General features: G+C 60.2%; 22 protein-coding genes, 1 rRNA gene and 1 riboswitch. Of the genes, 14 read left to right on the plus strand and 9 right to left on the minus strand.

The genetic code is table 11. The features are described from left to right. The 5 genes from rrf to KHU30_RS22065 form a co-directional block, all read left to right on the plus strand. Window positions 1-101 (plus strand): 5S ribosomal RNA (gene rrf, locus KHU30_RS22045); the annotation flags it as partial. A 168-nt stretch (window positions 102-269) separates the two neighbouring features. After that, the gene (ruvA, locus tag KHU30_RS22050; RefSeq protein ID WP_211444763.1) at window positions 270-848 is read left to right on the plus strand and encodes a Holliday junction branch migration protein RuvA; all 579 of its coding nucleotides are present in this window, start codon (window positions 270-272) and stop codon (window positions 846-848) included. A 92-nt stretch (window positions 849-940) separates the two neighbouring features. Continuing rightward, a complete protein-coding gene (ruvB, locus tag KHU30_RS22055) occupies window positions 941-1999 on the plus strand; it encodes a Holliday junction branch migration DNA helicase RuvB (protein ID WP_211444764.1) in 1059 nt (352 codons plus the stop codon). Between the two features lie 43 nt (window positions 2000-2042). Continuing rightward, complete coding sequence (locus KHU30_RS22060; protein WP_211444887.1) at window positions 2043-2495, plus strand: YaiI/YqxD family protein; 453 nt, start codon at window positions 2043-2045, stop codon at window positions 2493-2495. 150 nt (window positions 2496-2645) lie between these two features. After that, on the plus strand, window positions 2646-3488 hold the full coding sequence (locus KHU30_RS22065; RefSeq protein WP_211444765.1) for a 2-keto-4-pentenoate hydratase: 843 nt from the start codon (window positions 2646-2648) through the stop codon (window positions 3486-3488). A gap of 152 nt (window positions 3489-3640) precedes the next feature. On the opposite strand, the gene KHU30_RS22070 is transcribed toward KHU30_RS22065, so the two are convergent. Next, window positions 3641-4075 carry a DUF2147 domain-containing protein gene (locus KHU30_RS22070; RefSeq protein WP_230427538.1) on the minus strand — a complete coding sequence of 145 codons (435 nt, stop codon included), beginning with the start codon at window positions 4073-4075 and terminating at the stop codon, window positions 3641-3643. Between the two features lie 103 nt (window positions 4076-4178). After that, on the minus strand, window positions 4179-7013 hold the full coding sequence (locus KHU30_RS22075; RefSeq protein ID WP_211444767.1) for a valine--tRNA ligase: 2835 nt from the start codon (window positions 7011-7013) through the stop codon (window positions 4179-4181). A 248-nt stretch (window positions 7014-7261) separates the two neighbouring features. Then, a riboswitch (TPP riboswitch) is annotated at window positions 7262-7369 on the plus strand. Between the two features lie 95 nt (window positions 7370-7464). On the opposite strand from KHU30_RS22075, the gene thiC reads away from it, so the two are divergent. The 5 genes from thiC (at window position 7465) to thiE (ending at window position 12036) form a co-directional block, all read left to right on the plus strand. Beyond that, a complete protein-coding gene (gene thiC, locus KHU30_RS22080) occupies window positions 7465-9378 on the plus strand; it encodes a phosphomethylpyrimidine synthase ThiC (RefSeq protein ID WP_211444768.1) in 1914 nt (637 codons plus the stop codon). Window positions 9379-9385: 7 nt separating this feature from the next. Beyond that, the gene (thiS, locus tag KHU30_RS22085) at window positions 9386-9586 is read left to right on the plus strand and encodes a sulfur carrier protein ThiS (RefSeq protein ID WP_211444769.1); all 201 of its coding nucleotides are present in this window, start codon (window positions 9386-9388) and stop codon (window positions 9584-9586) included. A gap of 186 nt (window positions 9587-9772) precedes the next feature. Then, on the plus strand, window positions 9773-10585 hold the full coding sequence (locus KHU30_RS22090; RefSeq protein ID WP_211444770.1) for a thiazole synthase: 813 nt from the start codon (window positions 9773-9775) through the stop codon (window positions 10583-10585). A gap of 14 nt (window positions 10586-10599) precedes the next feature. Beyond that, complete coding sequence (thiD, locus tag KHU30_RS22095; RefSeq protein ID WP_211444888.1) at window positions 10600-11409, plus strand: bifunctional hydroxymethylpyrimidine kinase/phosphomethylpyrimidine kinase; 810 nt, start codon at window positions 10600-10602, stop codon at window positions 11407-11409. Between the two features lie 12 nt (window positions 11410-11421). Continuing rightward, entirely contained in the window at window positions 11422-12036 is a 615-nt protein-coding gene (gene thiE / locus KHU30_RS22100; protein WP_211444771.1) for a thiamine phosphate synthase, read from the plus strand. 6 nt (window positions 12037-12042) lie between these two features. On the opposite strand, the gene KHU30_RS22105 is transcribed toward thiE, so the two are convergent. Both KHU30_RS22105 and KHU30_RS22110 read right to left on the minus strand, forming a co-directional pair. After that, complete coding sequence (locus KHU30_RS22105) at window positions 12043-12531, minus strand: Dps family protein (protein ID WP_211444772.1); 489 nt, start codon at window positions 12529-12531, stop codon at window positions 12043-12045. Window positions 12532-12655: 124 nt separating this feature from the next. After that, window positions 12656-13867 carry an MFS transporter gene (locus KHU30_RS22110; RefSeq protein WP_211444773.1) on the minus strand — a complete coding sequence of 404 codons (1212 nt, stop codon included), beginning with the start codon at window positions 13865-13867 and terminating at the stop codon, window positions 12656-12658. Between the two features lie 167 nt (window positions 13868-14034). Between KHU30_RS22110 and KHU30_RS22115 the strand changes: the two genes are divergently transcribed. Beyond that, window positions 14035-16314: a UvrD-helicase domain-containing protein gene (locus KHU30_RS22115; protein WP_211444774.1), complete on the plus strand. Its 2280-nt coding sequence runs from the start codon at window positions 14035-14037 to the stop codon at window positions 16312-16314. Between the two features lie 34 nt (window positions 16315-16348). On the opposite strand, the gene KHU30_RS22120 is transcribed toward KHU30_RS22115, so the two are convergent. From KHU30_RS22120 to KHU30_RS22135, 4 genes are all read right to left on the minus strand, one after another. Then, on the minus strand, window positions 16349-17149 hold the full coding sequence (locus KHU30_RS22120; protein WP_211444775.1) for a BPSS1780 family membrane protein: 801 nt from the start codon (window positions 17147-17149) through the stop codon (window positions 16349-16351). Between the two features lie 11 nt (window positions 17150-17160). Next, on the minus strand, window positions 17161-18117 hold the full coding sequence (locus KHU30_RS22125; protein ID WP_211444776.1) for a homoserine kinase: 957 nt from the start codon (window positions 18115-18117) through the stop codon (window positions 17161-17163). Between the two features lie 100 nt (window positions 18118-18217). Next, window positions 18218-18655, minus strand: a complete 438-nt coding sequence (locus KHU30_RS22130; RefSeq protein ID WP_211444777.1) for a hypothetical protein — start codon at window positions 18653-18655, stop codon at window positions 18218-18220. Between the two features lie 270 nt (window positions 18656-18925). Continuing rightward, complete coding sequence (locus KHU30_RS22135; RefSeq protein ID WP_211444778.1) at window positions 18926-19663, minus strand: LOG family protein; 738 nt, start codon at window positions 19661-19663, stop codon at window positions 18926-18928. Between KHU30_RS22135 and polA the strand changes: the two genes are divergently transcribed. The 3 genes from polA (at window position 19664) to KHU30_RS22150 (ending at window position 24319) form a co-directional block, all read left to right on the plus strand. Continuing rightward, window positions 19664-22441, plus strand: a complete 2778-nt coding sequence (polA, locus tag KHU30_RS22140; RefSeq protein WP_211444779.1) for a DNA polymerase I — start codon at window positions 19664-19666, stop codon at window positions 22439-22441. 47 nt (window positions 22442-22488) lie between these two features. Then, complete coding sequence (locus KHU30_RS22145) at window positions 22489-23373, plus strand: dienelactone hydrolase family protein (protein WP_211444780.1); 885 nt, start codon at window positions 22489-22491, stop codon at window positions 23371-23373. A 151-nt stretch (window positions 23374-23524) separates the two neighbouring features. Next, window positions 23525-24319, plus strand: coding sequence for a ZIP family metal transporter (locus KHU30_RS22150; protein ID WP_211444889.1), 795 nt, complete (start codon window positions 23525-23527; stop codon window positions 24317-24319). 77 nt (window positions 24320-24396) lie between these two features. Here the strand turns inward: KHU30_RS22150 and KHU30_RS22155 are convergent, their stop codons facing one another. Further along, window positions 24397-25263, minus strand: coding sequence for a sulfurtransferase (locus tag KHU30_RS22155; RefSeq protein WP_211444781.1), 867 nt, complete (start codon window positions 25261-25263; stop codon window positions 24397-24399). Window positions 25264-25266 lie beyond the last annotated feature (3 nt).

Below are 25266 nucleotides of genomic sequence, written 5' to 3' on the forward strand. Positions count from 1 at the left end.
AGCGAGTTGGTACCACCCCTTCCCATCCCGAACAGGACCGTGAAACGACTTTGCGCCGATGATAGTGCTGCAACCAGTGTGAAAGTAGGTCATCGTCAGGCTTTTATTAAAAAACCCTCTAAGCTTAGCGCTTAGAGGGTTTTTGCTTTGCGCAAAAATCCTGTGCTTCCCCTCATCTTCTGCAATTTCGGCATTCCCGCAAGAAAACTACTGTGTTTTTAACCAGTTGTCCTGTATGATTCATTGATTCACATTAAGGCCATACTGCGATGATAGGTCGTCTTTCAGGCATTCTGCTCGAGAAAAATCCACCCCAACTGCTGATCGACTGCAACGGCGTCGGTTACGAGGTCGGGGTGCCGATGAGCACTTTCTACAATCTGCCGGGACTCGGCGAAAAAATCGCTTTGCTGACGCATTTGGCAATACGCGAAGATGCTCACGTGCTGTACGGTTTTGGCACAGCCGAAGAACGGAATGTCTTCAAGCAGTTGATCAAGATCAGCGGCGTCGGTGCCCGTACAGCGCTTTCGATCTTGTCCGGCATGTCAGTGCAGGATCTTGCCCAGGCCGTCACCTTGCAGGAAGCCGGACGGCTGACCAAAGTGCCAGGTATCGGCAAGAAAACCGCGGAACGCCTGCTGCTGGAGTTGAAAGGCAAGCTGGGCGCGGATCTGGGGCCGGTTGGCAGCCCTCATGGCAGCGATGCCAGCGGCGATATTCTTAATGCCCTGATCGCGCTCGGCTATTCGGACAAGGAAGCCATGCTGGCGCTCAAGCAGCTGCCGCCTGATGCGACCGTGTCGGAAGGTATCAAACTGGCACTGAAAGCGCTCTCCAAGCTGTAGGGGGGCGGCACAATGCAGGATGATTTGTCTTTTATTGGCGTAGCGTGGTTTTTTTATATATTTAATCGCCGCACACTGGCTACAATCCGAACATGAGTATCCAAACCGACGATTTCACCGAACAGCGCATCATTTCCGCCACGCCGGCATCGCCGAACGAAGAGGCGATCGAACGCGCCTTGCGGCCGAAGCAGCTGGACGAGTACGTCGGCCAGGAAAAAATACGCGATCAGCTGCAGATATTCATCACCGCCGCGCGCCAAAGGCGCGAGGCGCTCGATCACACTTTGTTGTTTGGTCCTCCGGGTCTGGGCAAGACTACGCTGGCGCACATCATCGCGCGTGAAATGGGCGTCAATCTGCGCCAGACTTCCGGTCCGGTGCTGGAGCGCGCCGGCGACCTGGCGGCGCTGCTGACCAACCTGGAAGCCAATGACGTCTTGTTCATCGATGAGATTCATCGCTTGTCGCCGGTGGTGGAAGAAATCCTGTATCCGGCGCTGGAAGATTATCAGATAGATATCATGATCGGCGAAGGTCCCGCCGCACGCTCGGTACGCCTCGACCTGCAGCCTTTCACCCTGGTAGGCGCGACCACGCGGGCCGGGATGCTGACCAATCCCTTGCGCGACCGTTTCGGGATCGTCGCCCGTCTCGAATTCTATACGCCGCAGCAACTGGGCAAGATCGTTACCCGCAGCGCCTCTCTGCTGGGCGCGCCCATCATGGATGACGGCGCTTTCGAGATCGCCAAGCGCAGCCGCGGTACGCCGCGCATCGCCAACCGCCTGCTGCGCCGCGTGCGCGATTACGCGGAAGTCAAAGGCAACGGTGAAATCACCAAGGCGATGGCCGACGCCGCACTGGTGATGCTGGATGTCGATCCCGTCGGTTTCGATGTCATGGACAGGAAACTGCTGGAGGCAGTGCTGTTCAAATTCGGCGGCGGCCCGGTCGGCCTGGACAACCTGGCGGCGGCGATAGGCGAGGAACGCGACACGATTGAAGACGTGCTGGAACCGTATCTGATCCAGCAGGGTTATCTGCAACGGACGCCGCGCGGCCGCATTGCGACACCCGCGGCTTATGCGCATTTTGGCGTCAGCGCGCCGAGAACCGGGCCGAACGGCGAGCTGTGGGGGCAAAATTAACGTCTCCTCAGTCACCGATGGAGCAACGCCGGCGCCCGCCGCCATGCAGATCTGGGTTGACGGCGATGCTTGTCCGAACGTTATCAAGGAAATCCTGTATCGGGCAGCTGAGCGCCTGCAGATTACAGTGACGCTGGTGGCCAACAAATTATTGCGCGTGCCGCCTTCGCGCTTCATCAAGGCCGTGCAGGTGCCTGCCGGCTTTGATGTCGCCGACAATGAAATTGTTCGATTATTGCAGGCCGGAGACCTGGTCATCACTGCGGATATTCCGCTGGCCGCCGATGTCCTGGCAAAAGGCGGCAAAGCGCTGAATCCACGGGGCGAGTTTTACACCAAGGACAACATCCAGCAGCACCTGACGATGCGTAATTTCATGGAGGAGTTACGCGGCAGCGGCGTCGAAACCGGCGGTCCGACGACCTTCAGTCAAGGCGACCGCCATTTGTTCGCATCACAGCTTGATCAGTTTTTGCAGAAATCGCAAATTCGATGATCGCTGCTAATCGCGGCTGATAGCCGCATATGCGCGGGCATCGTGCCGTCCCGCGATGCAGGTGTCGAAATGCCAATATTTCGCTGCTTGTGTAAAAATTAAACGTCACAGACAATACGATAGTCTTCACTAATAGTGTGCAAGTCAACCATGCTTATGTCTACCAAAGCTAACCGTTATGCCCATCAGCTTTTGGACGCGCGAGCGCAAGCCAAACTGGTGCCCCTGTTGTCCCAAGCCGACGCCCTGTCAGTGATGGATGGCTATGAGATCGGCAAGCGGATCCTCGATGCCAGCATCGGCCAGGGTTCCAATCCGGTCGGACGCAAGCTCGGATTCTGCAACCGCAATATCTGGCAGAAATACGGCATTGCCGAATCGATCAGCGCACCGATCTGGGCGCATATATTCGACACCACGGTGCGCTACGCTGAAGACAATCGCGGCATCCAGAGCCTGGAAGGGGCGGTGCAGCCGCGCATTGAGCCGGAAGTGGTTTTCAGCCTCGGCAGGACGCCGGCGCCCGACGCCAGCCTGGAAGAAATTGCCGATTGCATCGAGTGGATGGCGCACGCCTTCGAAATCGTCGTCTGCCCATTCCCTGACTGGAAGTTTGAAGCGGTCGATGCCATTGCGGCATTCGGCCTGCATGGCACTCTGATCGTCGGCGAACCGCATGTATTGTCGAGCGCGACCCGGCGCAACCTGGCCAGCATGCTGGCCAACGCCAGCGTTTCGCTTTCTTGCTGTACGGAGGATTCGGTCACCCTGTGCGGCGCCGGGTTCGGCAGCGATGTGCTGGACAGCCCGGTGCACGCCTTGTGGCATCTGCACCAGGTGCTTAACGCCCATCCTGAATTCACGCCTTTGCATGCCGGCGAGATCATCACCACCGGCACCTGGACCGATGCTTATCCGGTACAGGCGGGCCAGACCTGGGTCACGGCGTTTTCCGGCATCGCCTTGCCGGGACTGACGGTGTCGTTCGTGTAGGCGACGCCGTCTGGATATTTGCATTGGCAGCGCTATCAGCCTGTCGACCTGTCAATATCCGTCAACGCCAGCAAATAAAAAATGCCGTTCAGCGTAAAGCTGGAACGGCATTTTTTTCAGCGTCGCGGGACGCAAAATGATGCGAACAGAACTTATTCCTGACGCAGCCAGGTTTGCGTACGGCCCAGCATCGGCACGCCGATATAGCCGCGTACGTCCAGTTTCGCGCCATTGTCCTGCAGCGTCATCTTGCTCTTGTAGACCTTGCCGTTGTCCGGATCGAGAATCTTGCCGCCGTTGTATTCGCCGCCATCCTTTTGCATGCCGGTGATGATGGTCATCCCGAGGATAGGTTGATCCTTCAGCTCGCCTTCGCATTTGACGCACTTCGGATTCTGGTCCTGGTCTGGATCGCGCAGCAGTTTTTCGATCTTCCCGCTGAGGACGCCGTTGGATTCGGTGATGCGTATCAGTGCCTTTGGCTTGCCGGTGTGGTCATCGATGTTCTTCCACAGGCCCACCGCCGAACTGGCGCCCTGGGCAAAGGCGCCTCCGGCCAGCAAGGCGCTGCCGGCGATTGCAGTCATTACAAGGCGCATCAAAAGTTTGTTCATGCATCGTCTCCTGGTATCTGTTGTCTGCGGCGCCGGCCGCAGTAGCGCCAGCCGGCGTCATCCTATTTTTAAGAAATCAAGATACTTTTAATTTTGCAAACTGTTCGCGCAATTTTTCGAGGGTCCCCGAAAAATTTACCAAGCGTTCCCGCATCTGTGCAACCACCTGTGCCGGTGCTCTTGCCACAAAGCTTTCATTGCCCAGCTGAGTCTCGGCTTTCGCCATCTCACCCTCGATACGAGTGATTTCCTTACCCAAACGTTCCCGTTCAGCTGCAACATCAATTTCTACTTTGAGCAGCAGCTTAGCATCGCCGACTATCGAGACCGGCGCGGGCGATTCGGGTAGAGTCTCTACTACTTGCACTTCTGATAATTTTGCCAGCGCCTGCAGATACGGTGCAAACGACAGCAAGGTTGCCTGCTGTTCAGCGGAGCCTGCAATGATCAGCGGCACTCGCAGCGCAGGAGACAATTGCATTTCGCCGCGCAGGTTGCGGCATGCGTCGGTCAGCGACTTCAGCTGGGTCATCCAGGCTTCCGCGCTTTCATCGATTTTTTCCAGGTTCGCTTCCGGATAAGGCTGGCGCATGATGGAATCGCCGGCCGGATCCAGCGTCTTGCCGGTCAGCGGCGCCACGCTTTGCCACAATGCCTCGGTGACGAACGGGATGATCGGATGCGCCAGGCGCAGCACTACTTCCAGCACGCGCAGCAAGGTGCGGCGGGTAGCGCGCTGCTGTGCTTCGTTGCCTTGCTGGATCTGCACCTTGGCCACTTCCAGGTACCAGTCGCAGTATTCATCCCAGACGAATTTATAGATGGCCGAAGCGATATTGTCGAAACGGTAGTCGGCAAAACCTTTGGCGACTTCGGCTTCGGTGCGCTGCAGGAGCGAAACGATCCAGCGGTCGGCTTGCGAGAATTGCAGGTTTTCCTTGTCGCACACGCCTGGCGTATGGCCTTCGAAACCGCAGTCCTTGCCCTCGGTATTCATCAGCACGAAGCGGGTGGCGTTCCATAGCTTGTTGCAGAAGTTGCGGTAGCCGTCGCAGCGGCCGAGATCGAAGTTGATGTTGCGGCCGAGCGTCGCCAGCGAAGCGAAGGTGAAGCGCAGCGCATCGGTGCCGAAGGCTGGAATGCCGTCTGCGAATTCCTTGCGGGTCGCCTTGGCGATGCTGTCCGCCTGCTTGGGATTCATCAGGCCGACGGTACGCTTGGCGACCAGGTCTTCGAGCGCGATGCCGTCGATCAGGTCGATAGGGTCGAGCGTATTGCCCTTGGACTTGGACATTTTCTGGCCGTTGCCGTCGCGCACGAGGCCGTGCACATAGACGGTCTTGAACGGCACCTTGCCGGTGAAGTGGGTGGTCATGATCACCATCCGCGCCACCCAGAAGAAAATGATGTCGAAACCCGTGACCAGCACCGACGACGGCAGGAACATCTTGTAGTCCGGCGTTTCCTCCGGCCAGCCCAGGGTCGAGAACGGCACCAGCGCCGATGAGAACCAGGTATCGAGCACGTCGTCGTCGCGCCTCAGCGCGCCGGTATAACCGGCAGCGGCGGCCTTGGCCTGCGCTTCCGCTTCATTGCGGGCGACATAGATCTTGCCGTCGTCGGCATACCAGGCCGGGATCTGATGGCCCCACCACAGCTGGCGCGAAATGCACCAGTCCTGAATATTGTTGAGCCACTGGTTGTAAGTGTTGTTCCAGTTCTCCGGAATCATCTGGATTTCGCCGTTGGCGACTTTTTCCAGCGCCACTTCGGTAATCGATTTGCCCGGGAAGTGCGTGCCTTCCGGCGCCGGCTTGCTCATCGCCACGAACCACTGGTCGGTCAGCATCGGTTCGATCACCACGCCGGTGCGATCGCCGCGCGGCACCATCAGCTTGTGCGGCTTGACCGATTCCAGCAAACCTTGGGCATCCAGGTCGGCAACCATCTGTTTGCGCGCCACGAAGCGATCCATGCCCTGGTATTGGACTGGCGCGTTTTCATTGATCTTGGCATCCAGCGACAGGATGGAGATTTGCGGCAGCTGGTGCCGCTGTCCCACCGCATAGTCGTTGAAGTCGTGCGCCGGCGTGATTTTTACGCAACCAGTGCCGAATTCCTTGTCGACATAGCTGTCGGCGATGACCGGAATTTCGCGGTCGGTCAGCGGCAGCTTGAGCATCTTGCCGACCAGGTGGATATAACGCTCGTCAGTCGGATCGACCGCCACGGCAACGTCGCCCAGCATGGTTTCCGGACGCGTGGTGGCAACCGTCAGATGGCCGCTGCCGTCGGCGAACGGATAACGGATGTGCCACATCGAACCGTCTTCTTCTTCCTGCGCCACTTCCAGTTCCGAAATGGCGGTGCCCAGCACCGGATCCCAGTTGACCAGGCGTTTGCCGCGATAGATCAGGCCTTGCTCGAACAGGCGCACAAACACTTCCACCACGGTGCCGGACAGCTTGTCGTCCATCGTGAAGTATTCGCGGCTCCAGTCGGTGGAAGCGCCCATGCGGCGCATCTGGCCGGTAATGGTGGAGCCGGATTTTTCCTTCCATTCCCAGACCTTTTCGACGAATTTCTCGCGGCCGAGGTCGTGGCGCGATACCTTCTGCGCATCGAGTTGTCGTTCGACCACGATTTGCGTGGCGATGCCGGCGTGATCGGTGCCGGGAATCCATGCCGTGTTATAGCCGCGCATCCGATGATAACGGGTCAGGCCATCCATGATGGTCTGGTTGAAGGCGTGCCCCATGTGTAGCGTGCCGGTCACGTTGGGCGGCGGCAACTGAATACTGAAGGATGGCTTGTCGGCGTCGGTGGTGGCGGTGTAGTACCCGCGCTTTTCCCATTCCGTACGCCAGAATTGTTCAATCTCGGCAGGGTCGAAAGACTTGGCTAATTCCATGATTTATTGGGGTTCTTTGCTAAAGCGATCTAAAACGATGATTATAAAGTACGCAGCCGGATGGCTCCTAACATTGACGGCCGGGAGGCATGGTTTTTTGACGTAGAGACAATTGTGTGGACGGATTTGCCACGGAAGCCGGTCCCTATACTTGATCCGGGATAGGGAAACCTGGATTTTCGATATACCGCGAGCCGCTTGCGGGTGTAAAATCCTTTCCGCTGTCCTTGGAATCAAACGCCGGGGCGGCACAACGCTAGGGGTCCTGATTGCTGAAATATCAATGCAATCGGGTGAGAAATACCCTCGAACCTGATCTGGGTAATGCCAGCGAAGGGAAGCTGTCGAGAATGTTGTCGGCCGATTTACCGCTTTTTGCTGTGATCCCACCGTCAGGCTCGAAAACTCCTTTGCTGGCTCCAAGCCATGAAATACAAGCAAAGGAGCCAATATGAACGCCAACCCAAAATTCCTGTCCGCCACTGCTACGGTGGATGAAGCTGCCATCCATCCTCTGCCGAATTCGCGCAAGATCTATATCACCGGCTCGCGTCCCGACATTCGCGTGCCGATGCGCCAGATCAGCCAGTCCGATACGCCGGCTTCATTCGGCGCAGAAAAGAATCCGCCGATCTACGTCTATGACACCTCGGGACCGTACAGCGATCCTGACGTCAAGATCGATATCCGCTCCGGCCTGGCGACTCCGCGGCTGCCATGGATCATGGAACGCGACGACACCGAAGAATTGCCGGGCCCTAGCTCGGAATACGGCATCGAACGCCTGAACGATCCGAAGCTGGCGGAACTGCGCTTCAACCTGCACCGCAAGCCGCGCCGCGCCAAGGCCGGCAAGAACGTCTCGCAGATGCATTATGCGCGCCAAGGCATCGTCACGCCGGAAATGGAATTCGTCGCGATCCGCGAAAACATGCGCCGCAAGGAATACCTGGAAGAGCTGAAAGCCTCCGGTCCGATGGGCAACAAGCTGGCCGACCTGATGGGACGCCAGCATCCGGGGCAGTCGTTCGGCGCCTCGCTGCCGGCGGAGATCACGCCGGAATTCGTGCGCGATGAAATCGCCCGCGGCCGCGCCATCATTCCCGCCAACATCAACCACCCGGAAATCGAACCGATGATCATCGGCCGCAATTTCCTGGTCAAGATCAACGCCAATATCGGCAATTCCGCGGTGACCTCGTCGATCGGCGAAGAAGTCGAAAAGATGACCTGGGCGATCCGCTGGGGCGGCGACAACGTCATGGACCTGTCGACCGGCAAGCACATCCACGAAACGCGCGAATGGATCATCCGCAATTCGCCGGTGCCGATCGGCACCGTGCCGATCTACCAGGCACTGGAAAAGGTCAACGGCAAGGCCGAAGACCTGACCTGGGAAATCTTCCGCGATACCTTGATTGAGCAAGCCGAGCAGGGCGTCGACTATTTCACCATCCACGCCGGCGTGCGCCTGCAATACGTGCCGATGACCGCCAAGCGCCTGACCGGCATCGTCAGCCGCGGCGGTTCCATCATGGCCAAATGGTGCCTGGCGCATCACCGTGAATCGTTCCTGTATGACCACTTCGAAGACATCTGCGAAATCATGAAAGCCTACGACGTCAGCTTCAGCCTCGGCGACGGCTTGCGTCCGGGTTCGATCTATGACGCCAACGACGAAGCGCAGCTGGGCGAACTGAAGACCCTGGGCGAACTGACCCAGATCGCCTGGAAGCACGATGTGCAAGTGATGATCGAAGGTCCGGGCCACGTGCCCATGCACCTGATCAAGGAAAACATGGACCTGCAGCTGGAACAGTGCCACGAAGCGCCGTTCTACACGCTCGGACCGCTGACCACCGACATCGCGCCGGGCTACGACCACATTACTTCCGGCATCGGCGCCGCTACCATCGGCTGGTACGGCACGGCCATGCTGTGCTACGTCACGCCAAAGGAGCATCTGGGCTTGCCGAACAAGGTCGATGTCAAGGACGGCATCATCACCTACAAGATCGCGGCGCACGCAGCCGATCTGGCCAAGGGGCATCCGGGTGCGCAGATCCGCGACAATGCATTGTCGAAAGCGCGCTTTGAATTCCGCTGGGAAGACCAGTTCAACATCGGTCTCGATCCGGACAAGGCGCGTGAATTCCATGACGAAACCTTGCCCAAGGATTCGGCCAAGGTGGCGCATTTCTGCTCGATGTGCGGCCCGCATTTCTGCTCGATGAAGATCACCCAGGAAGTGCGCGAATACGCTGCCGCGCAGGGCATTTCCGAGATCGCCGCGCTCAAGCAGGGGATGGAAGTGAAAGCCATCGAGTTCGTCAAGAACGGCGCGGAAATCTATAGCAAGCAGTGAGGCTGTGATGGAAATCGTACTCAACGGTGCGCCGCATCCGCTGACTGAGGGCGAGAGCCTGCAGCAGCTGATCGTGGCGCTGGAGCTGGCCGGCAAGGCGGTGGCGGTGGCGGTCAACCGGCAGGTGGTGCCGGCCCGCCTGTGGCCGCAGCGCATCTTGCAGCCTGAAGACAAGGTTGACGTCGTACGCGCTATCGGCGGAGGGTAATCCACCTCCATAAACCTGCTGCGCGACTCAATCTCTGGACTGCGAAGATCACCGTACTTTCGTACGGCTGCGCTTCTCGCCCAGACCTTGACCTGTCAGCGCAGCTGAGGCTACGGTTTCTGGAGGCGGCACAAAGCCATTTGGACGCGCACTTGAAATCATAGGAAATCTTTTAAAGGATTTGTCATGAATCTGAATTCTTCCCTCGAAACGGGACAAGCAGACACCGGCCTGACTATTGCCGGCAAGACCTACAGCTCGCGGCTGCTGGTCGGCAGCGGCAAGTACCGCGACCTGGAACAGACCCGCGCCGCCACCGAAGCCAGCGGCGCGGAAATCATCACGGTGGCGATCCGCCGCGTCAATATCGGACAGGATCCCAACGCGCCGAATTTACTGGATGTTGTGCCGCCGTCGCGCTACACGATATTGCCCAATACAGCGGGTTGCTATACGGCGGCTGACGCGGTTTATACGCTGCAGCTCGGGCGTGAACTGCTGAACGGTCACAAGCTGGCCAAGCTGGAAGTGCTGGGCGACGAGCGCACGCTGTTTCCGAACATGCCGGAAACGCTGAAAGCGGCGGAAGCGCTGGTCAAGGATGGTTTCGACGTCATGGTGTATTGTAGCGACGATCCGATCCAGGCCCGCATCCTGGAAGAGATCGGCTGTGTCGCGGTGATGCCGCTGGCGTCGCTGATCGGTTCCGGCATGGGCATCCTGAACCCCTGGAATCTGTCGCTGATCATCGAGCAAGCCAAGGTGCCGGTGCTGGTCGATGCCGGCGTCGGCACTGCATCGGATGCAGCGATTGCGATGGAACTGGGCTGCGACGGCGTGCTGATGAATACCGCGATTGCCGGCGCCCAGGATCCGATCCGTATGGCGCGCGCCATGCGGCTGGCGATCGAAGCCGGACGCGAAGCCTTCCTGGCAGGCAGGATTCCGAAGCGCTTCGCCGCCTCGCCGTCTTCACCAATGGCCGGACGAGTCAAGTGACTGTCGCTGGCGACATGGGCAGCGGCGCTGTGGCGCCGCCTTGCGTGCTGGTGTTTTCCGGCTCGGATCCGAGCGGCGGCGCCGGCATGCAAGCGGACATTACCGCGATCGCTGCGCTTGGCGCCCATCCGCTGTCGGTCGTCACGGTGCTGACGGTGCAGGACAATGAGCGCGTCTTCGGCGTTTATCCTGTCGCGGCGGAACTGGTGCGGCAGCAGGCGCAGGCGCTGGTCGAGCGCATCGATATTTCCGCGGTCAAGCTGGGCATTGTCGGCAATCGCGCCAATGCGGAAGCGATTGCCGCCATCATCCGCCTGCTGCGTGATCGGCAGCCGGACTTGCCGGTGGTGTTCGATCCGGTGCTGGCGAATGGCCATGGCGACAGCCTGGCCAGCGAGGATCCGATCGCCGCCGTTGCGCCCTTGTTTGAATTGGCCACGGTCATCACGCCGAACCGGCTTGAGGCCGACCGCTTGTGCGGCAGCGAAACCGATCCTGAGCAACAGGCGCGTCTGCTGCTGGAACGCGGCTGCCGGAACGTATTGCTGAAAGGCGGCCACGGTCCGGAGCAGGACCAGGTCTTGAACCGCTGGACCAGCCGGGATCAATCGCGCAGCTGGCGCTGGCCGCGCCTGCCTGGCGAATTCCACGGCAGCGGCTGCACCCTGGCGGCGGCGCTCTCAGCGCTGCTGGCGCAAGGACTCGGGATGGAAGCGGCGATCGCTGCCGCGCAAACCTATTGCCAGCGGACCCTGGCAGCATCGTATTCCATCGCCGCCGGCCAGCGCATACCGAGTCGTACGCTGCCGTTTCTGAACAGATAAAAGGATGAAGCCATGAAAGGTTTGTACATCGTCACGCCCGACTGGGATGACACCGCAAGGTTGCTGGAAGTCAGCGAGCAAGCCTTGCAAGGCGGCGCTGCCTTGCTGCAGTACCGCCACAAGACCGCCGATGCCGCATTGCGCCAGGAGCAGGCAGAAGCCCTGCTGGTGCTGTGCCGGCGCTACCAGCGTCCTTTCATCGTCAACGACTATGTCGAGCTGTGCCTGGCGCTGGATGCCGACGGCATCCACGTCGGCGGCACCGACGCCAGCGTGGCGGAAGTGCGGGCGCGGGTTGGCGCGGACAAGATCGTCGGCGCTTCCTGCTACGGCGATCTGCAACTGGCGCACGCAGCGCAGCGCGCCGGCGCCAGCTACGTCGCCTTCGGCGGCTTTTATCCCTCGCGCGTAAAGAAATATCCGGTGACCACGCCGGTCGACATCATCACCCGCTCGAATGCGGAAATCGCCTTGCCGAATGTGGTGATCGGCGGCATGACGCAAGAGAACGCGGTACCGCTGATCGCTGCCGGGGCCGACATGGTGGCGGCCATCAGCAGCGTTTATCTGGCTGCAGATCCGGTCGCCGCGGCGCGCAGTTTCGCGGCCTTGTTCAACCGCCGATAAGCCGTTTCAGGTTTCCAACAGGCTGCGCAGCATCCAGGCATTCTTTTCATGCAGTTGCATGCGTTGCGTCAGCAAGTCCGCGGTCGGTTCGTCGGCCGCGGCGTCTACCACCGGGAAGATCGACCGGGCCGTGCGCGTCACGGACTCTTGTCCTTGCACCAGCTGCTGGATCATGGCGGCCGCATTCGGCACGCCTTCTTCTTCCGAAATCGAGGTCAGCTTGGCGAACGCCTTGTAGGTGGCCGGCGCCGGATAGCCGAGGGCGCGTATCCGTTCCGCGATCTGGTCCACCGCCAGCCACAGTTCGTTGTACTGGGCCTCGAACATCAGGTGCAGCGTATTGAACATCGGCCCGGTCACGTTCCAGTGGAAATTATGGGTCTTCAGGTACAGGGTGTAGGTGTCGGCCAGCAGTTTGCTGAGGCCGTCGGCGATCTTCTTGCGATCCTTGTCGCTGATGCCGATATCGATGACTGCGACGTTCTTCTTTACCATGGTGCGGCTCCTTCTGACGATGACAGTTGAACGAGAAACTTGCGCCACGATTTTATGTCAATTCGACGCCGGCCAAGAAATCCGAGGATTTTCCGGCGCGGCAGTCTCATTCCCTAACGGGGCCTTAGCTGGCGGCGGCCTGTAAGCGGCGATACATGCCGACGGTCAGCGTGACCGCTGCGAGCGACGCTACGGCGGCAAACAGGAACACGTCGGGATAGCCGAATTTACTCACGATCAAGCCTGCCAGCGGTCCGGTGACGCCCAGCGCCAGGTCCAGGAACACCGAGTAGGCGCCGAGCGCGCTGCCGCGATTGTTGGCCGGCACCAGGTTCACCGCTTCGACGCCGAGCGCAGGAAATATCAGGGCGAAGCCGAAGCCGGTCAGGGCCGCGCCGGCCAGTGCAAAAAATGGCGAACCGGCTTGCCACAGCAGCAGCAGTCCGATCGCTTCTATCGAGAAGCAGACGATCGACACGCGAAAGCCGCCGAAGCGCGAGATGGTATGGGCAAACAGCAGCCGCGCGCCGACGAAGAAGGTGCCGAACAAGGTCAGCGCAAAAGCCGCGTTGGGCCATTGATGGCTGGCATAGAACAAGGTGATGAAGGTAGCGATGGAACCGAAGCCAATCGAACCGAGGGCCAGCCCCATGCCGTGCGGGAAAACCTTGCGCAATACGCGTCCGAACGGCAAATGCTCGCCGCGCACTACCGCCGTCGCCGTTTTCAGGCGCGCCAGCAGGAAGCCGGCGACCGACAGCACTGTCACCGTGGCGCCCACTGCCGCCAGGCCCCAGGCGTGAGAGATCAGCACGCCGAGCGGTGCGCCGATGGCCAGCGCGCCGTAGGTAGCGATACCATTCCAGGAAATCATGCGGGCCGTGTGCTGTGCGCCGACCCGTCCTATGCCCCAGGTAATGGCGCCGGTGCCGACCATGCTCTCGCCGCAGCCCAGCACGAGGCGGCCGGTCAGCAGTATCGCCAGGCTCAGCGCCGGCAGATGGGTGAAGAACGCCGCGATCAGCAGGAACGCGCCGCTGATGCTGCAGCCGATCAGGCCGCGCAGGACCGCGGTCTTGGGGCCGACCGAGTCGGCCATGCGGCCTGCCAGCGGCCGGCTCAGCAAGGTAGCCAGGTACTGCATGCTGATCGCCAGGCCCGCCAGCACCGAGCTGTAACCGAGATCGACGTGGACATAGCCGGGCAGCACCGCCAGCGGAATGCCTATTGCCAGGTAGCAAATAAATGTAAAGAAAGCTGTGGAGACAATGTGGAATGTTACTGCGCTCTCGGACAGCGGCAGGCTGGCGCGGCCGAGACGGACTTCTTCTGACATGATGGGACTTGGTTGGGGTGAGATGGGTACAGAGGCGTTGCTGATGATGCAATGCGGTATTTTACCCTTCCAGCCCGGATGCTGCTGGCACGGGCAATCCGGCCTAAGTTTCAGCCGATATCGCGAGCGATCCTCAGGCAGCCGCGCCCGCAGCTTATAATGTCGGGATGCAAAATCTTCTTCATAACCTCAATCCAGAACAGCTCGCGGCGGTCACCTTGCCTGCGCAGTCCGCACTCATCCTGGCCGGCGCCGGTTCCGGCAAGACGCGGGTGCTGACCACCCGCATCGCCTGGCTGATCCAGACCGGCCAGGTATCGCCGTCCGGCGTGCTGGCGGTGACCTTCACCAATAAAGCCTCGAAGGAAATGATGACGCGCCTGTCGGCGATGCTGCCGATCAATACGCGCGGCATGTGGATAGGGACTTTCCATGGCCTGTGCAACCGCCTGCTGCGCGCGCATTACCGCGACGCCGCCCTGCCGCAGACCTTCCAGATCCTGGATTCGCAAGACCAGCTGTCGGCCATCAAGCGCCTGCTGAAGGCGATGAATGTCGACGATGAGAAATATCCGCCGCGCAACCTGATGTACTTCATCAACGGCGCCAAGGACCAGGGTTTGCGCGCCAATGAAGTCGAAGCCAATGACGATTACAACCGCAAGTTCGTCGAGCTATACGACTTGTACGACCAGCAATGCCAGCGCGAAGGCGTGGTCGATTTTGCCGAGCTGCTGCTGCGCACCTATGAACTGCTGAGCCGCAACCAGCCGCTGCGCGAGCATTACCAGTCGCGTTTCCAGCACATCCTGGTCGACGAGTTCCAGGATACCAACGACTTGCAGTACAAATGGCTGAAGCTGATGGCCGGCCAGCGCGGCGCGGTATTCGCGGTGGGCGACGACGACCAGAGCATCTATGCTTTCCGCGGCGCCAATGTCGGCAACATGACCGCCTTCGAACACGAATTCCGGGTCGAGAACCTGATCAAGCTGGAGCAGAATTACCGTTCGCACGGCCACATCCTGGACAGCGCCAACACCCTGATCGCCAACAACAGCAAGCGTCTCGGCAAGAACCTGCGCACCGATGCCGGCCATGGCGAGCCGGTGCGCATCTACGAAGCCACCAGCGACCTGCAGGAAGCGCAGTGGATCATCGAAGAAACCAAGAGCCTGATCAACGACGGCGCCAGCCGCAGCGAAATCGCCGTGCTGTACCGCTCGAATGCGCAGTCGCGCGTGATCGAACATGCCTTGGTGGCGTCCGGCATCCCGTATCGGGTGTACGGCGGCCAGCGCTATTTCGAACGGGCCGAAGTCAAGCACGCGATCGCCTACCTGCAGCTGATGGATAATCCGCACAACGATTCGGCTTTCCTGCGCGTGGTGAATTTCCCGGCGCGCGGCATCGGCGCGCGCTCGCTGGAACAGTTGCAGGATGCGGCGAAACAATATGGCATTTCCTTGTACGCGGCTGTGCCGTATGTGGCCGGCAAGGCCGGCGCCACGCTCGGTTCCTTCCTCAAGCTGATCGAAGGCGGACGCTTTGAAACCCAGCACCTGCCGTTGCCGGAAATGGTGCAGGTAGTGCTCGACCTGAGCGGCCTGATGCAGCATTACCAGAATGAAAAAGAAGGCGCCGACCGCATCGAGAATCTGGAGCAGCTGGTGAACGCCGCGACCTTGTTTGTCTCGGAAGAAGGATTCGGCATCGATGCGCCGGCCTTGCTCGGCCCCAAGGCGCAAGCGGTATCGGGTGCGTCCATCACGACCGCCGACGGCATCGAGGTATTCGATGCCGATGCGCCGCTGGCCGCGGTGATGTCGCCCTTGTCGGCCTTCCTCTCGCACGCGTCGCTGGAGGCCGGCAACAACCAGGCCCAGGCCGGCGAGGAAGCCTTGCAGCTGATGACGGTGCACTCGGCCAAGGGCCTGGAGTTCGATGCGGTGTTCATCACCGGCCTGGAGGAGGGTTTGTTCCCGCACGAGAATTCGCAGAAGGAAGATGCCGGCGTGGAAGAAGAGCGGCGCTTGATGTATGTCGCTATCACGCGCGCCAAGAAGCGCCTGTACATGAGCTTTTCGCAGACCCGCATGCTGCACGGCCAGACCCGCTACAACATGCGTTCGCGCTTCTTTGACGAGTTGCCGGAAGACGCGCTGAAGTGGCTGTCGCCAAAGGTGCAGCAGCACAGCTGGTTCGCCAATACCAAGTCAGCCTGGGATGAAGCGCCCGAGAAAGCTGCCAACAATATCTCGAAGAATTTCGGCCGGCGCGATATCGGCTGGCGCATCGGCGAGAACGTCGCTCACCTGAAGTTTGGCGAAGGCGTGATCGTCAATATCGAAGGCAGCGGCGGCAATGCGCGCGCCCACATCAACTTCGGCAAGCATGGCATGAAACTGCTGGATTTGAGCGTGGCGAAGCTGGAGAAGGTGGCCTAGGGAAAATCGGGCGGGCTGCTTGCCCGCCCGCTGCTTACTCTTTGACTTCAGCGTCCTGAGGCGGCAAATCTTCTACCGGTTTGCCGAAGACATGGGTATAGGTCGGGTAGAAAGAGCAGTACATCACTACCGTCAGCACTATCGATAGCGGTAACAGGATCATGATTGTCACCGATTGATTGCCAACCACTGCCGCAATCAGTACGCTAACGATGGCAGGCAGCACCACGCCGATGGCGGCCCATGCCAGCCCATATGCGGCGAATGCCTTCATTTCCCGCGAAACCGCAAAGAAGCTGTAGAAAATAGCTTTCATCACCCCCATTCTTTGCCACATGATCAACGGCGCTGCATACCAGAACGCCATCGCCGCCGGAATGTAGACGGCTGCGGCAAACATCATCGCCAGCGATATGTTGGAATCTTGTATTTCCTTCGGCTCGAGCGTGCCCTGGCCGGTGACAGCTTGCCAGAACAGGCCGCCATCCACCAAGCTCGATGCGGCGATGGCGATGATCGCCGCTATCACGTAAAGCACGCCCAGTAACAGCAGGTTCTTCAGGGCCGGCGAGCGGAAGCCGACCAGCAGCAGGTTAGGGTAGACGCGCTTGCCTTGCTCGATATTCACGCAAGCCTGCATGAAAGCCATGGCGAACACCGGCACCAGGACTACCGGCAATATTTGGCCCAGCACCGGGATCTGGAGCAGGTTCAACGCCAGCATCAAGAACATATAGGCCAGGAATAAGGTGGAGAGCTCGGCCGGCTGCTTGCGGAACAGCGCAAACCCCTCCTTGATCCATATCCATCCGGTTTTGGCAGGCAGTTTTTCCATTATTTATTTAATCAGTACAGGTTCGGTGCCGGGTGGGCGACGCGCTGCCGCAGGATCCGCTCGAAGTGGCCGGGATCGTGCGGCGTGAGCATTTCCGCAGCACGCGGCAAGTAAAAGTCATACAGCCGCGACAGCCAGAAGCGCAAGGCGCCGGCGCGCAGCATCGGCTGCCAGGCAGCTTGCTCCGCCGCGCTGAAGGGCCGCACTGCATGGTATGCATCCAGCATGGCGCGTACTCTGGCAATGTCAAGCTGTCCGGTCGCCAGGTCGATGCACCAGTCGTTGACGGTGACGGCCAGGTCGAACAGCCAGGTGTCGCAGCCGGCAAAGTAGAAGTCGAAAAATCCGCTCAGCTGGTCGCCGTTGAACATCACATTGTTGCGGAACAGGTCGGCATGCACCGGGCCGTTGGGCAGCTGGCGATAGGTTTCCGAGGCGGCAAACGCCTCCTGGAACGCCATTTCGTCGCGCAGCAGCTGTTGTCCGTCCGGCGGCAGGTAGGGCAGCACCACCGGCGCGGTTTCGCGCCACCATGGCAGGCCGCGCAGATTCGGTTGCCGGATTGGAAAGTCTTGCGCCGCCAGATGCATTTTCGCCAGCATCGCGCCTACCGCTGCGCAATGGACTGGCGCCGGGGCCATCTGGCAAGCGCCTTCCAGCTTGGTGACGATCGCCGCCGGCTTGCCGTGCAGCGGATTGATGATCTGGTCCTGCTGATTGGCGATCGGCGCCGGCACCAGCACTCCGCGGCGCGCCAGGTGGCGCATCAGTTCCAGGTAAAACGGCAGCTGTTCAAAACTGAGATTCTCGAAGATCGTCAGCACATATTCGCCGCGCTCGGTGTCGATGAAGAAGTTACTGTTTTCGATACCGGATGAAATACCCCTGATGGCGAGTGCCTTGCCTAAGGAAAACGGGGGGATCCACTGGGTGAGATCGTCTAGCGTGACGGGGGTAAATACTGCCATGAGAAAAAACCGGGGAAGACAATGTTCGTCGGAATAAATATGCGGCTAATACACGGCGGTTCCGCGCATTGGCCGCATGGCTGCTTAAGGGAGTGCCGGACTAGTTCTTGGTCGCGGGCAGCGCCGGTGGCGGCAATCCTGCATCGCTGTCGGACTGCACTGCTTCACCCGGCTTGCGGGCTTTCTGGCCCAGGTCGAACTCCTTGACCTGCCATTGCGCGCCACGCGGCGGCGCATCGGTCGGCCCCAAAGTACCGGCCTGCGATGGCGTCTTCACGTAGTAGGTACTGCCGCCGCTCGTGACCTTGACTTCATCAACCCGGCCCTGCTTGCGCGTTTGCGTGATGTTGCCGTTATCTTCACCCGGTTTGCGGATGGTGACAGGCGGCGCTTCGCCTTCTTCCAGTTTTTGCAGCTCCGGCGGCGGCGGGGCAGTGGTCTTGGCGGGCGGCGTCGCTTGCTGGGCGCTTGCCAACAAGGGTGTTGCGAGAGAGGCAAGACAAATTGCCAGCAATGGCCAGACTTTGGATTTATTCATGTGAATTTGGCTACCTTGAGTGGGACAAGACTATGCCTGCATTGTAACAAACCGCTCGGAGCCTGTTGGACTTAAGGGGGGTGAAGCGAAAAAAAAGCTGAGCGAGGACAGATTTTGCCGGCTTCTTGGTCAATAGCGAGCTATTGACCAAGAAGCCGGTGAAATATGACCCGGTCCGGAGGGACCGCTCAGCTATTTTTGCAGCCGATCCCCTTAAGTCTGACAGGCTCCGAGCCCCCATAGGCGATAAGGGGCCGGCAAGCGCGGTGTTTACAGCAAAACGCCGGTATGGCGGTCGGACTCGGCCATGACGGTTTCGCCGGTCTCGTAGAATTCCACCACGGCGGCAAGAATCTCGGCTGGATCGTCCAGCACCTGGATCAGGTCCATGTCCTTGGCGGCAATCATGCCGTCGCCCACCAGCTGGGTGCGGAACCAGTCCAGTAAACCGCTCCAGAATTTGCTGCCGACCAGGATGATCGGGATATGGCGGCATTTGCCGGTCTGGATCAGGGTCAGGACCTCGGTCAGCTCGTCCATGGTGCCGAAACCGCCCGGCAGCACGATGTAAGCGTCGGCATAGCGCACGAAAGCGACCTTGCGGGCAAAGAAATGGCGGAAGCTGAGGGAAATATCCTGCCATTTGTTACCGCTTTGTTCATGCGGCAATTCAATGTTCAGGCCGACCGAAGGCGACTTGCCTTCGAAAGCGCCCTTGTTGGCGGCTTCCATCAAGCCCGGTCCGCCGCCTGAAATCACGGCAAAACCTTCATCGGAAAAGCGCCGTGCAATGTCCTTGCAAAGGGGATAATACGGATTGTCTTCCTTGATCCGCGCCGAGCCGAAGATCGATACCGCTGGATGCAACTCGGAAAGGCGTTCGGTCGACTCGATAAATTCTGCCATAATCGTGAACATATGCCACGATTCGCGCGCCTTTTTCGATGTTGCGCGTTCGATATCCGTCACTTGCCGCAAACGCGGCACATTTTTTCCGTTCAATTCCATATGCAAAAAACCCTGCTGTTAGTTGATGGTTCGAGTTATCTGTATCGCGCCTTCCATGCCTTGCCCGATATGCGCAACGCCGCCAATGAGCCGACCGGCGCCTTGTACGGCATCATCAATATGCTGCGTCGTTTACGCATTGATTACCCCGCAGCTTACCTTGCCTGTGTGTTCGATGCAAAAGGTAAAACTTTCCGCGACGATATGTACGCCGACTACAAGGCCACCCGCGCCTCCATGCCGGAGGACCTGGTTAAACAGATTACGCCTATTCACGCCGCCGTGCGCGCCATGGGCTGGCCGATCCTGATGGTGGAGGGCGTGGAGGCCGACGACGTGATCGGCACGCTGACCGTGCAGGCGGTGCAGCACGGCATGCAGGCAGTGGTCTCGACCGGCGACAAGGACCTGGCGCAGCTGGTCAACGACGACGTCACGCTGATCAACACCATGAACAACGAGACCCTCGACCGCGCCGGCGTGATCGCCAAATTCGGCGTGCCGCCGGAGCGCATCGTCGACTACCTGACCCTGATCGGCGACACCGTCGACAACATCCCCGGCGTCTCCAAGGTCGGCCCTAAAACCGCGGTCAAATGGCTGGCGCAGTACGACACGGTCGACAACGTGATCGCCAACGCCGCCAGCATCGGCGGCGCGGTCGGCGAGAACCTGCGGCAGGTGCTGGACTGGCTGCCGAAGGCCAAGGAGCTGGTGACGGTGAAGACCGATTGCGACCTCAGCGCGCATATGGTGTCGATCCCGGAATCGCTGATTGCGCCGGAGCAGGACAAGGACACGCTGATCGAACTGTTCACGCGCTACAACTTCAAGACCTGGCTGCGCGAATTGAGCGCGCCTGCCGCTGCTGCCGGTTCCGCCGCGGCTTCCCCTGACGGCGCGACCGCGGCTGTTGCCGGCGCAGGCCCGGCGGCGGAGGCTCCGGCGCAAAGCAGCCTGTTCGACGCCGTCGAGCGGCACTATGAAACCGTGCTGACGGAAGCCCAGCTCGATGCCTGGTTGCAGCGTATCGACAAGGCGGTCCTGACCGCGGTCGATACCGAAACCACCTCGCTGGAGCCGATGACCGCGCAGCTGGTGGGCATCTCGCTGTGCTGCGAAGTCGGCACGGCGGCTTATATTCCGGTAGCCCATCGCTACCAGGACGCGCCGGCGCAGCTGCCGCGCGAACTGGTGCTGCAAAAGATGAAGCCGTGGCTGGAAGACGACAGCAAGCCGAAGGTCGGCCAGAACCTCAAATACGATAGCCACATTTTCGCCAACCAGGGCGTGGACCTGCGCGGCATTGTCCACGACACCTTGCTGGAGTCGTATGTGTTCGAATCGCACCGCAGCCATGACATGGACAGCCTGGCGCTGCGCCATCTGAACCATCAGACCATCACCTTCCAGGAAGTGTGCGGCAAGGGCGCATCGCAGATCGGCTTCGATGAAGTCGAGATCGGCCGCGCCACCGAATATGCGGCGGAAGATGCCGACATCACCTTGCAGCTGCACCTGACCATGTGGCCGCATATCGTCGACGACGCCAAGCTGCGTTTCATCTACGAAAAAATCGAAGTGCCGACCTCGGTGGTGCTGCAAAAGATCGAACGCAACGGCGTGCTGATCGACGCCAGCCTGCTGGCGACGCAATCGAACGAGCTGGGCAAGCGCATGCTGGAAATCGAGCAGCAAGCCTATGACCTGGCCGGCCAGCCGTTCAACCTGAGTTCGCCCAAGCAGCTGGGCGAGATCCTGTTTGAAAAACTCAAGCTGCCGGTGGTCAAGAAGACCCCGTCCGGCTCGCCTTCCACCGACGAAGAAGTGCTGCAGAAGCTGGCGGAAGACTATCCCTTGCCGAAGGTGCTGCTCGACTACCGCAGCCTGTCCAAGCTGAAATCCACCTACACTGACAAGCTGCCGAAGATGGTCAATGCGGACACCGGCCGCGTACACACCAATTATGCGCAGGCGGTGGCGGTCACCGGCCGCCTGGCGTCGAACGATCCGAACCTGCAGAACATCCCGATCCGCACCGCCGAAGGCCGCCGTATCCGCGAAGCATTCGTGGCGCCGGCCGGCAGCGTGATCGTCTCGGCCGACTATTCGCAAATCGAATTGCGCATCATGGCCCACATCTCGGGCGATGAAAACATGCTGCGCGCGTTTGCCGAAGGCGTCGACATCCACCGCGCCACCGCCGCTGAAATCTTCGGCGCCGCCGCGGCGGAAGTCACCAGCGAGCAGCGCCGCTACGCCAAGGTCATCAACTTCGGCCTGATCTACGGCATGAGCGCATTCGGCCTGGCCGGCAACCTCGGCATCGAGCGCGCCGCGGCGCAAATGTATATCGAAAAATATTTCATGCGCTTCGCCGGCGTCAAGCAGTTCATGGACATGACCCGGGTGCAGGCCAAGTCGCAAGGCTACGTCGAGACGGTGTTCGGACGCCGTTTGTGGCTGCCGGAAATCAATTCACCCAACGGCCAGCGCCGCCAGGGCGCCGAGCGGGCGGCGATCAATGCGCCTATGCAAGGCACGGCTGCCGACCTGATCAAGCTGTCGATGATCGCTGTGCAAAACTGGATTGAAACAGAACAGTTAAAATCCAAGATGGTCATGCAGGTGCACGATGAACTGGTGCTGGAAGTGCCGCAGGACGAGCTGGCCCTGGTGCGGGAAAAGCTGCCGCAGCTGATGGCTGGAGTGGCTGAACTGAAGGTGCCGCTGATTGCCGAAGTCGGCGTCGGCAACAACTGGGACGAGGCGCATTGATGAACTGATGCGCGATGGCAGATGGTTAACGATAAAGGAGAGTCTTGATGGCGAATTTGAAAGAGGATTTCGATAGCCTGGTGGCAAAAACCAGTTTGTCCGACAATGTCGACCGCCGTACTTTTTTGAAGACCACGCTGGGCACCGGTTTCGCCGCGGCAGTGCTGCCGGTATGCGCGCAGACCGTGATCAAGACCGATGCCGCCGGCCTCACCGCCGGCGCCCTGGAAATCCAGATCAACGGCTTGAGCGTGCCGATTTACCGCGCTCAGCCTGAGGGCAAGACCAATCTGCCGGTGGTGCTGGTGATCTCGGAAATTTTCGGCGTGCATGAGCACATCGCCGACATCGCGCGCCGCTTCGCCAAGCTGGGCTACCTGGCGATCGCGCCGGATCTGTTCAAGCGCCAGGGCGACCCGGCTGCCTTCGCCACCATTCCAGAGCTGTACAAGAACGTGATTTCCAAAGTGCCGGACGACCAGGTGCTGGGCGATGTCGATGCCTGCGTGGCCTGGGCCAAGGAAAACAACGGCAATATCGACAAGCTGGCGATCACCGGCTTCTGCTGGGGCGGCCGCGTCACCTGGCTGTATGCCGCCCATAATCCCAAGGTAAAGGCCGCTGCCGCCTGGTATGGCAGCCTGGTCGGCGAAAAGAACGAATTGATGCCGAAGCAGCCGGTGGATATCGCGCCGACCCTGAAAGTGCCGGTGCTGGGTTTGTACGGCGCCAAGGACCAGGGCATTACGCAGGATCATGTGGCGCAGATGAAGGCGGCGCTGGCCAAGGGCGGCAGCAGGTCGGAAATCGTGGTCTACCCGAATTCCGGCCACGCCTTCAATGCCGACTATCGTCCCAGCTATGTCGAGGCCGACGCCAAGGACGGCTGGAAGCGCACCCTGGCGTGGTTCAAGGAGCATGGCGTGAGCTGAACCGGGCCATGTATCTTTGCCGTTTGTATCCGGATGCGGCCATCCGGATACAAAATTCCCACCCCTCAAACGGGATAAATGACAGTTAAATTTGCCGAAATGCAGCAGCTGTGCTTTAATTTGCAACATTGTTGCATTTAACGTTTGTTAGCTGGGGCCAAAAATTAATTCCACTCTCGTTTCAATTCTCCTGGCGACTACTATCGCCGGCGTTTTCAGCATTACTGCCGCTGCCATTTTTTCCTTCGCGCTGCTGTCCAAGATGGTCGAGCGCATGGTCAGCCTGTCAGTCGGCATCATGCTGGCCACGTCCTTGCTGCACGCGCTGCCGGAAGCTTTCGAATCGCAGGCCGACAGCCATACGCTGTTCGCCGTCCTGCTGGGCGGCTTGCTGGCCTTTTTCGTCCTGGAAAAATTTGCCATCCTGCGTCACTCGCACCATCACGAGGATGACGGTCACGGCCATCATCATGGCCATGATAAGAAAGAGGCGGGCAAGGCCGGCTGGATGATCCTGGTCGGCGACGGCTTGCACAACTTTACCGACGGCATCCTGATTGCCGCCGCCTTCCTGGCCGATCCGCACCTTGGCCTGATCACCGGCCTGGCCATCATCGTGCATGAGATTCCGCAGGAAATCGGCGATTTCATCGTGCTGCTCAATGCCGGTTTTTCGCGCACCCGCGCCTATGTGTATAACCTGATCTGCAGCCTGATGGCGGTCCTGGGGGGCTTGCTCGGCTACTTCACGCTGGAGCGCGGCATGGAATGGATTCCTTACGTGCTGGTGTTTGCCTCGTCCGGATTCATCTATATCGCCGTCAGCGACCTGATGCCGCAGATGCAGCGCCGCGCCACCTTGCGCGAAACCATTCCGCAGATCCTGCTGATCGGCGCCGGCGTCGCCATTGTCTTGTTCCTGACGCGGCACGCTCATCAGCACTAAGGAAAGATCGGATAGAAAAAACGGGGGAGTGCGCAGCAGCGCAGCTCCCCCGTTTCGATTCCTGGGCGGCGGGTTCCTTATGCGCCCCTGGCTACCGGCCGCGAGGCGTCGGCGCACCATTCGCTCCACGATCCCGGATACAGCGCGGCGCCATGCAGGCCGGCGATTTCCAGCGCCAGCAGGTTATGGCAGGCGGTCACGCCGGATCCGCACTGCATGACAGCGGTTTGCGGTTCGCTGATCAGCGCGCCGAACTCTTCGTGCAGCTGATGGCCCGGCTTGAAGCGGCCGTCGGCTTGCAGGTTGTCCTTGAAGAAGCGGTTCTTGGCGCCGGGAATATGGCCGCCGACCGGGTCGATGGTTTCATTTTCGCCGCGGAAGCGATCCGGCGCGCGCGCATCGACGATGGTGCGGCGCAGGTTGGTCAGGTTGCTCAGGATGTCATGCGCATTGACGCTGGCGGTCAGCGGCGGCTTGGCGCTGATGCTGCCGGGCGCCGGCGCCGGTTCTGCCGTCGTCAATCCTTGTCCAGCCGCCTGCCAGGCCGCCAGGCCGCCATCCAGCACCGCCACCGAGGCGTGGCCGATCGAGCGCAGCAGCCACCACAGGCGCGCGGCATACATGCCGCCCTGGGCGTCGTAGGCAACTACCTGGGTGTCGTCGCTGATGCCCCAGCGGCGCAATGTGGCGATCAGCGCATCCTGCGCCGGCAGCGGATGACGGCCCTTGAAACTGCCGTCCGCCGCCTGCTTGGCGCCGGACAGGTCTTGATCCAGGTTGGCGAAGCGTGCCCCGGCGATATGGCCGGCGTCGTAAGCGCTTCTTCCCGCCGCCGGGTCCATCAGGTCATGGCGGCAGTCGATGATGACCCAGCCCGGGTTTTGCGCATTCTGCTGCAGGTTCGCCGCAGAAATCAGCGTGGTGTAGGGATGTGCTTGAGACATGGC

Origin of the sequence: Collimonas humicola (genome assembly GCF_018304945.1) — a bacterium.
Classification (GTDB): Bacteria; Pseudomonadota; Gammaproteobacteria; order Burkholderiales; family Burkholderiaceae_D; genus Collimonas; species Collimonas humicola.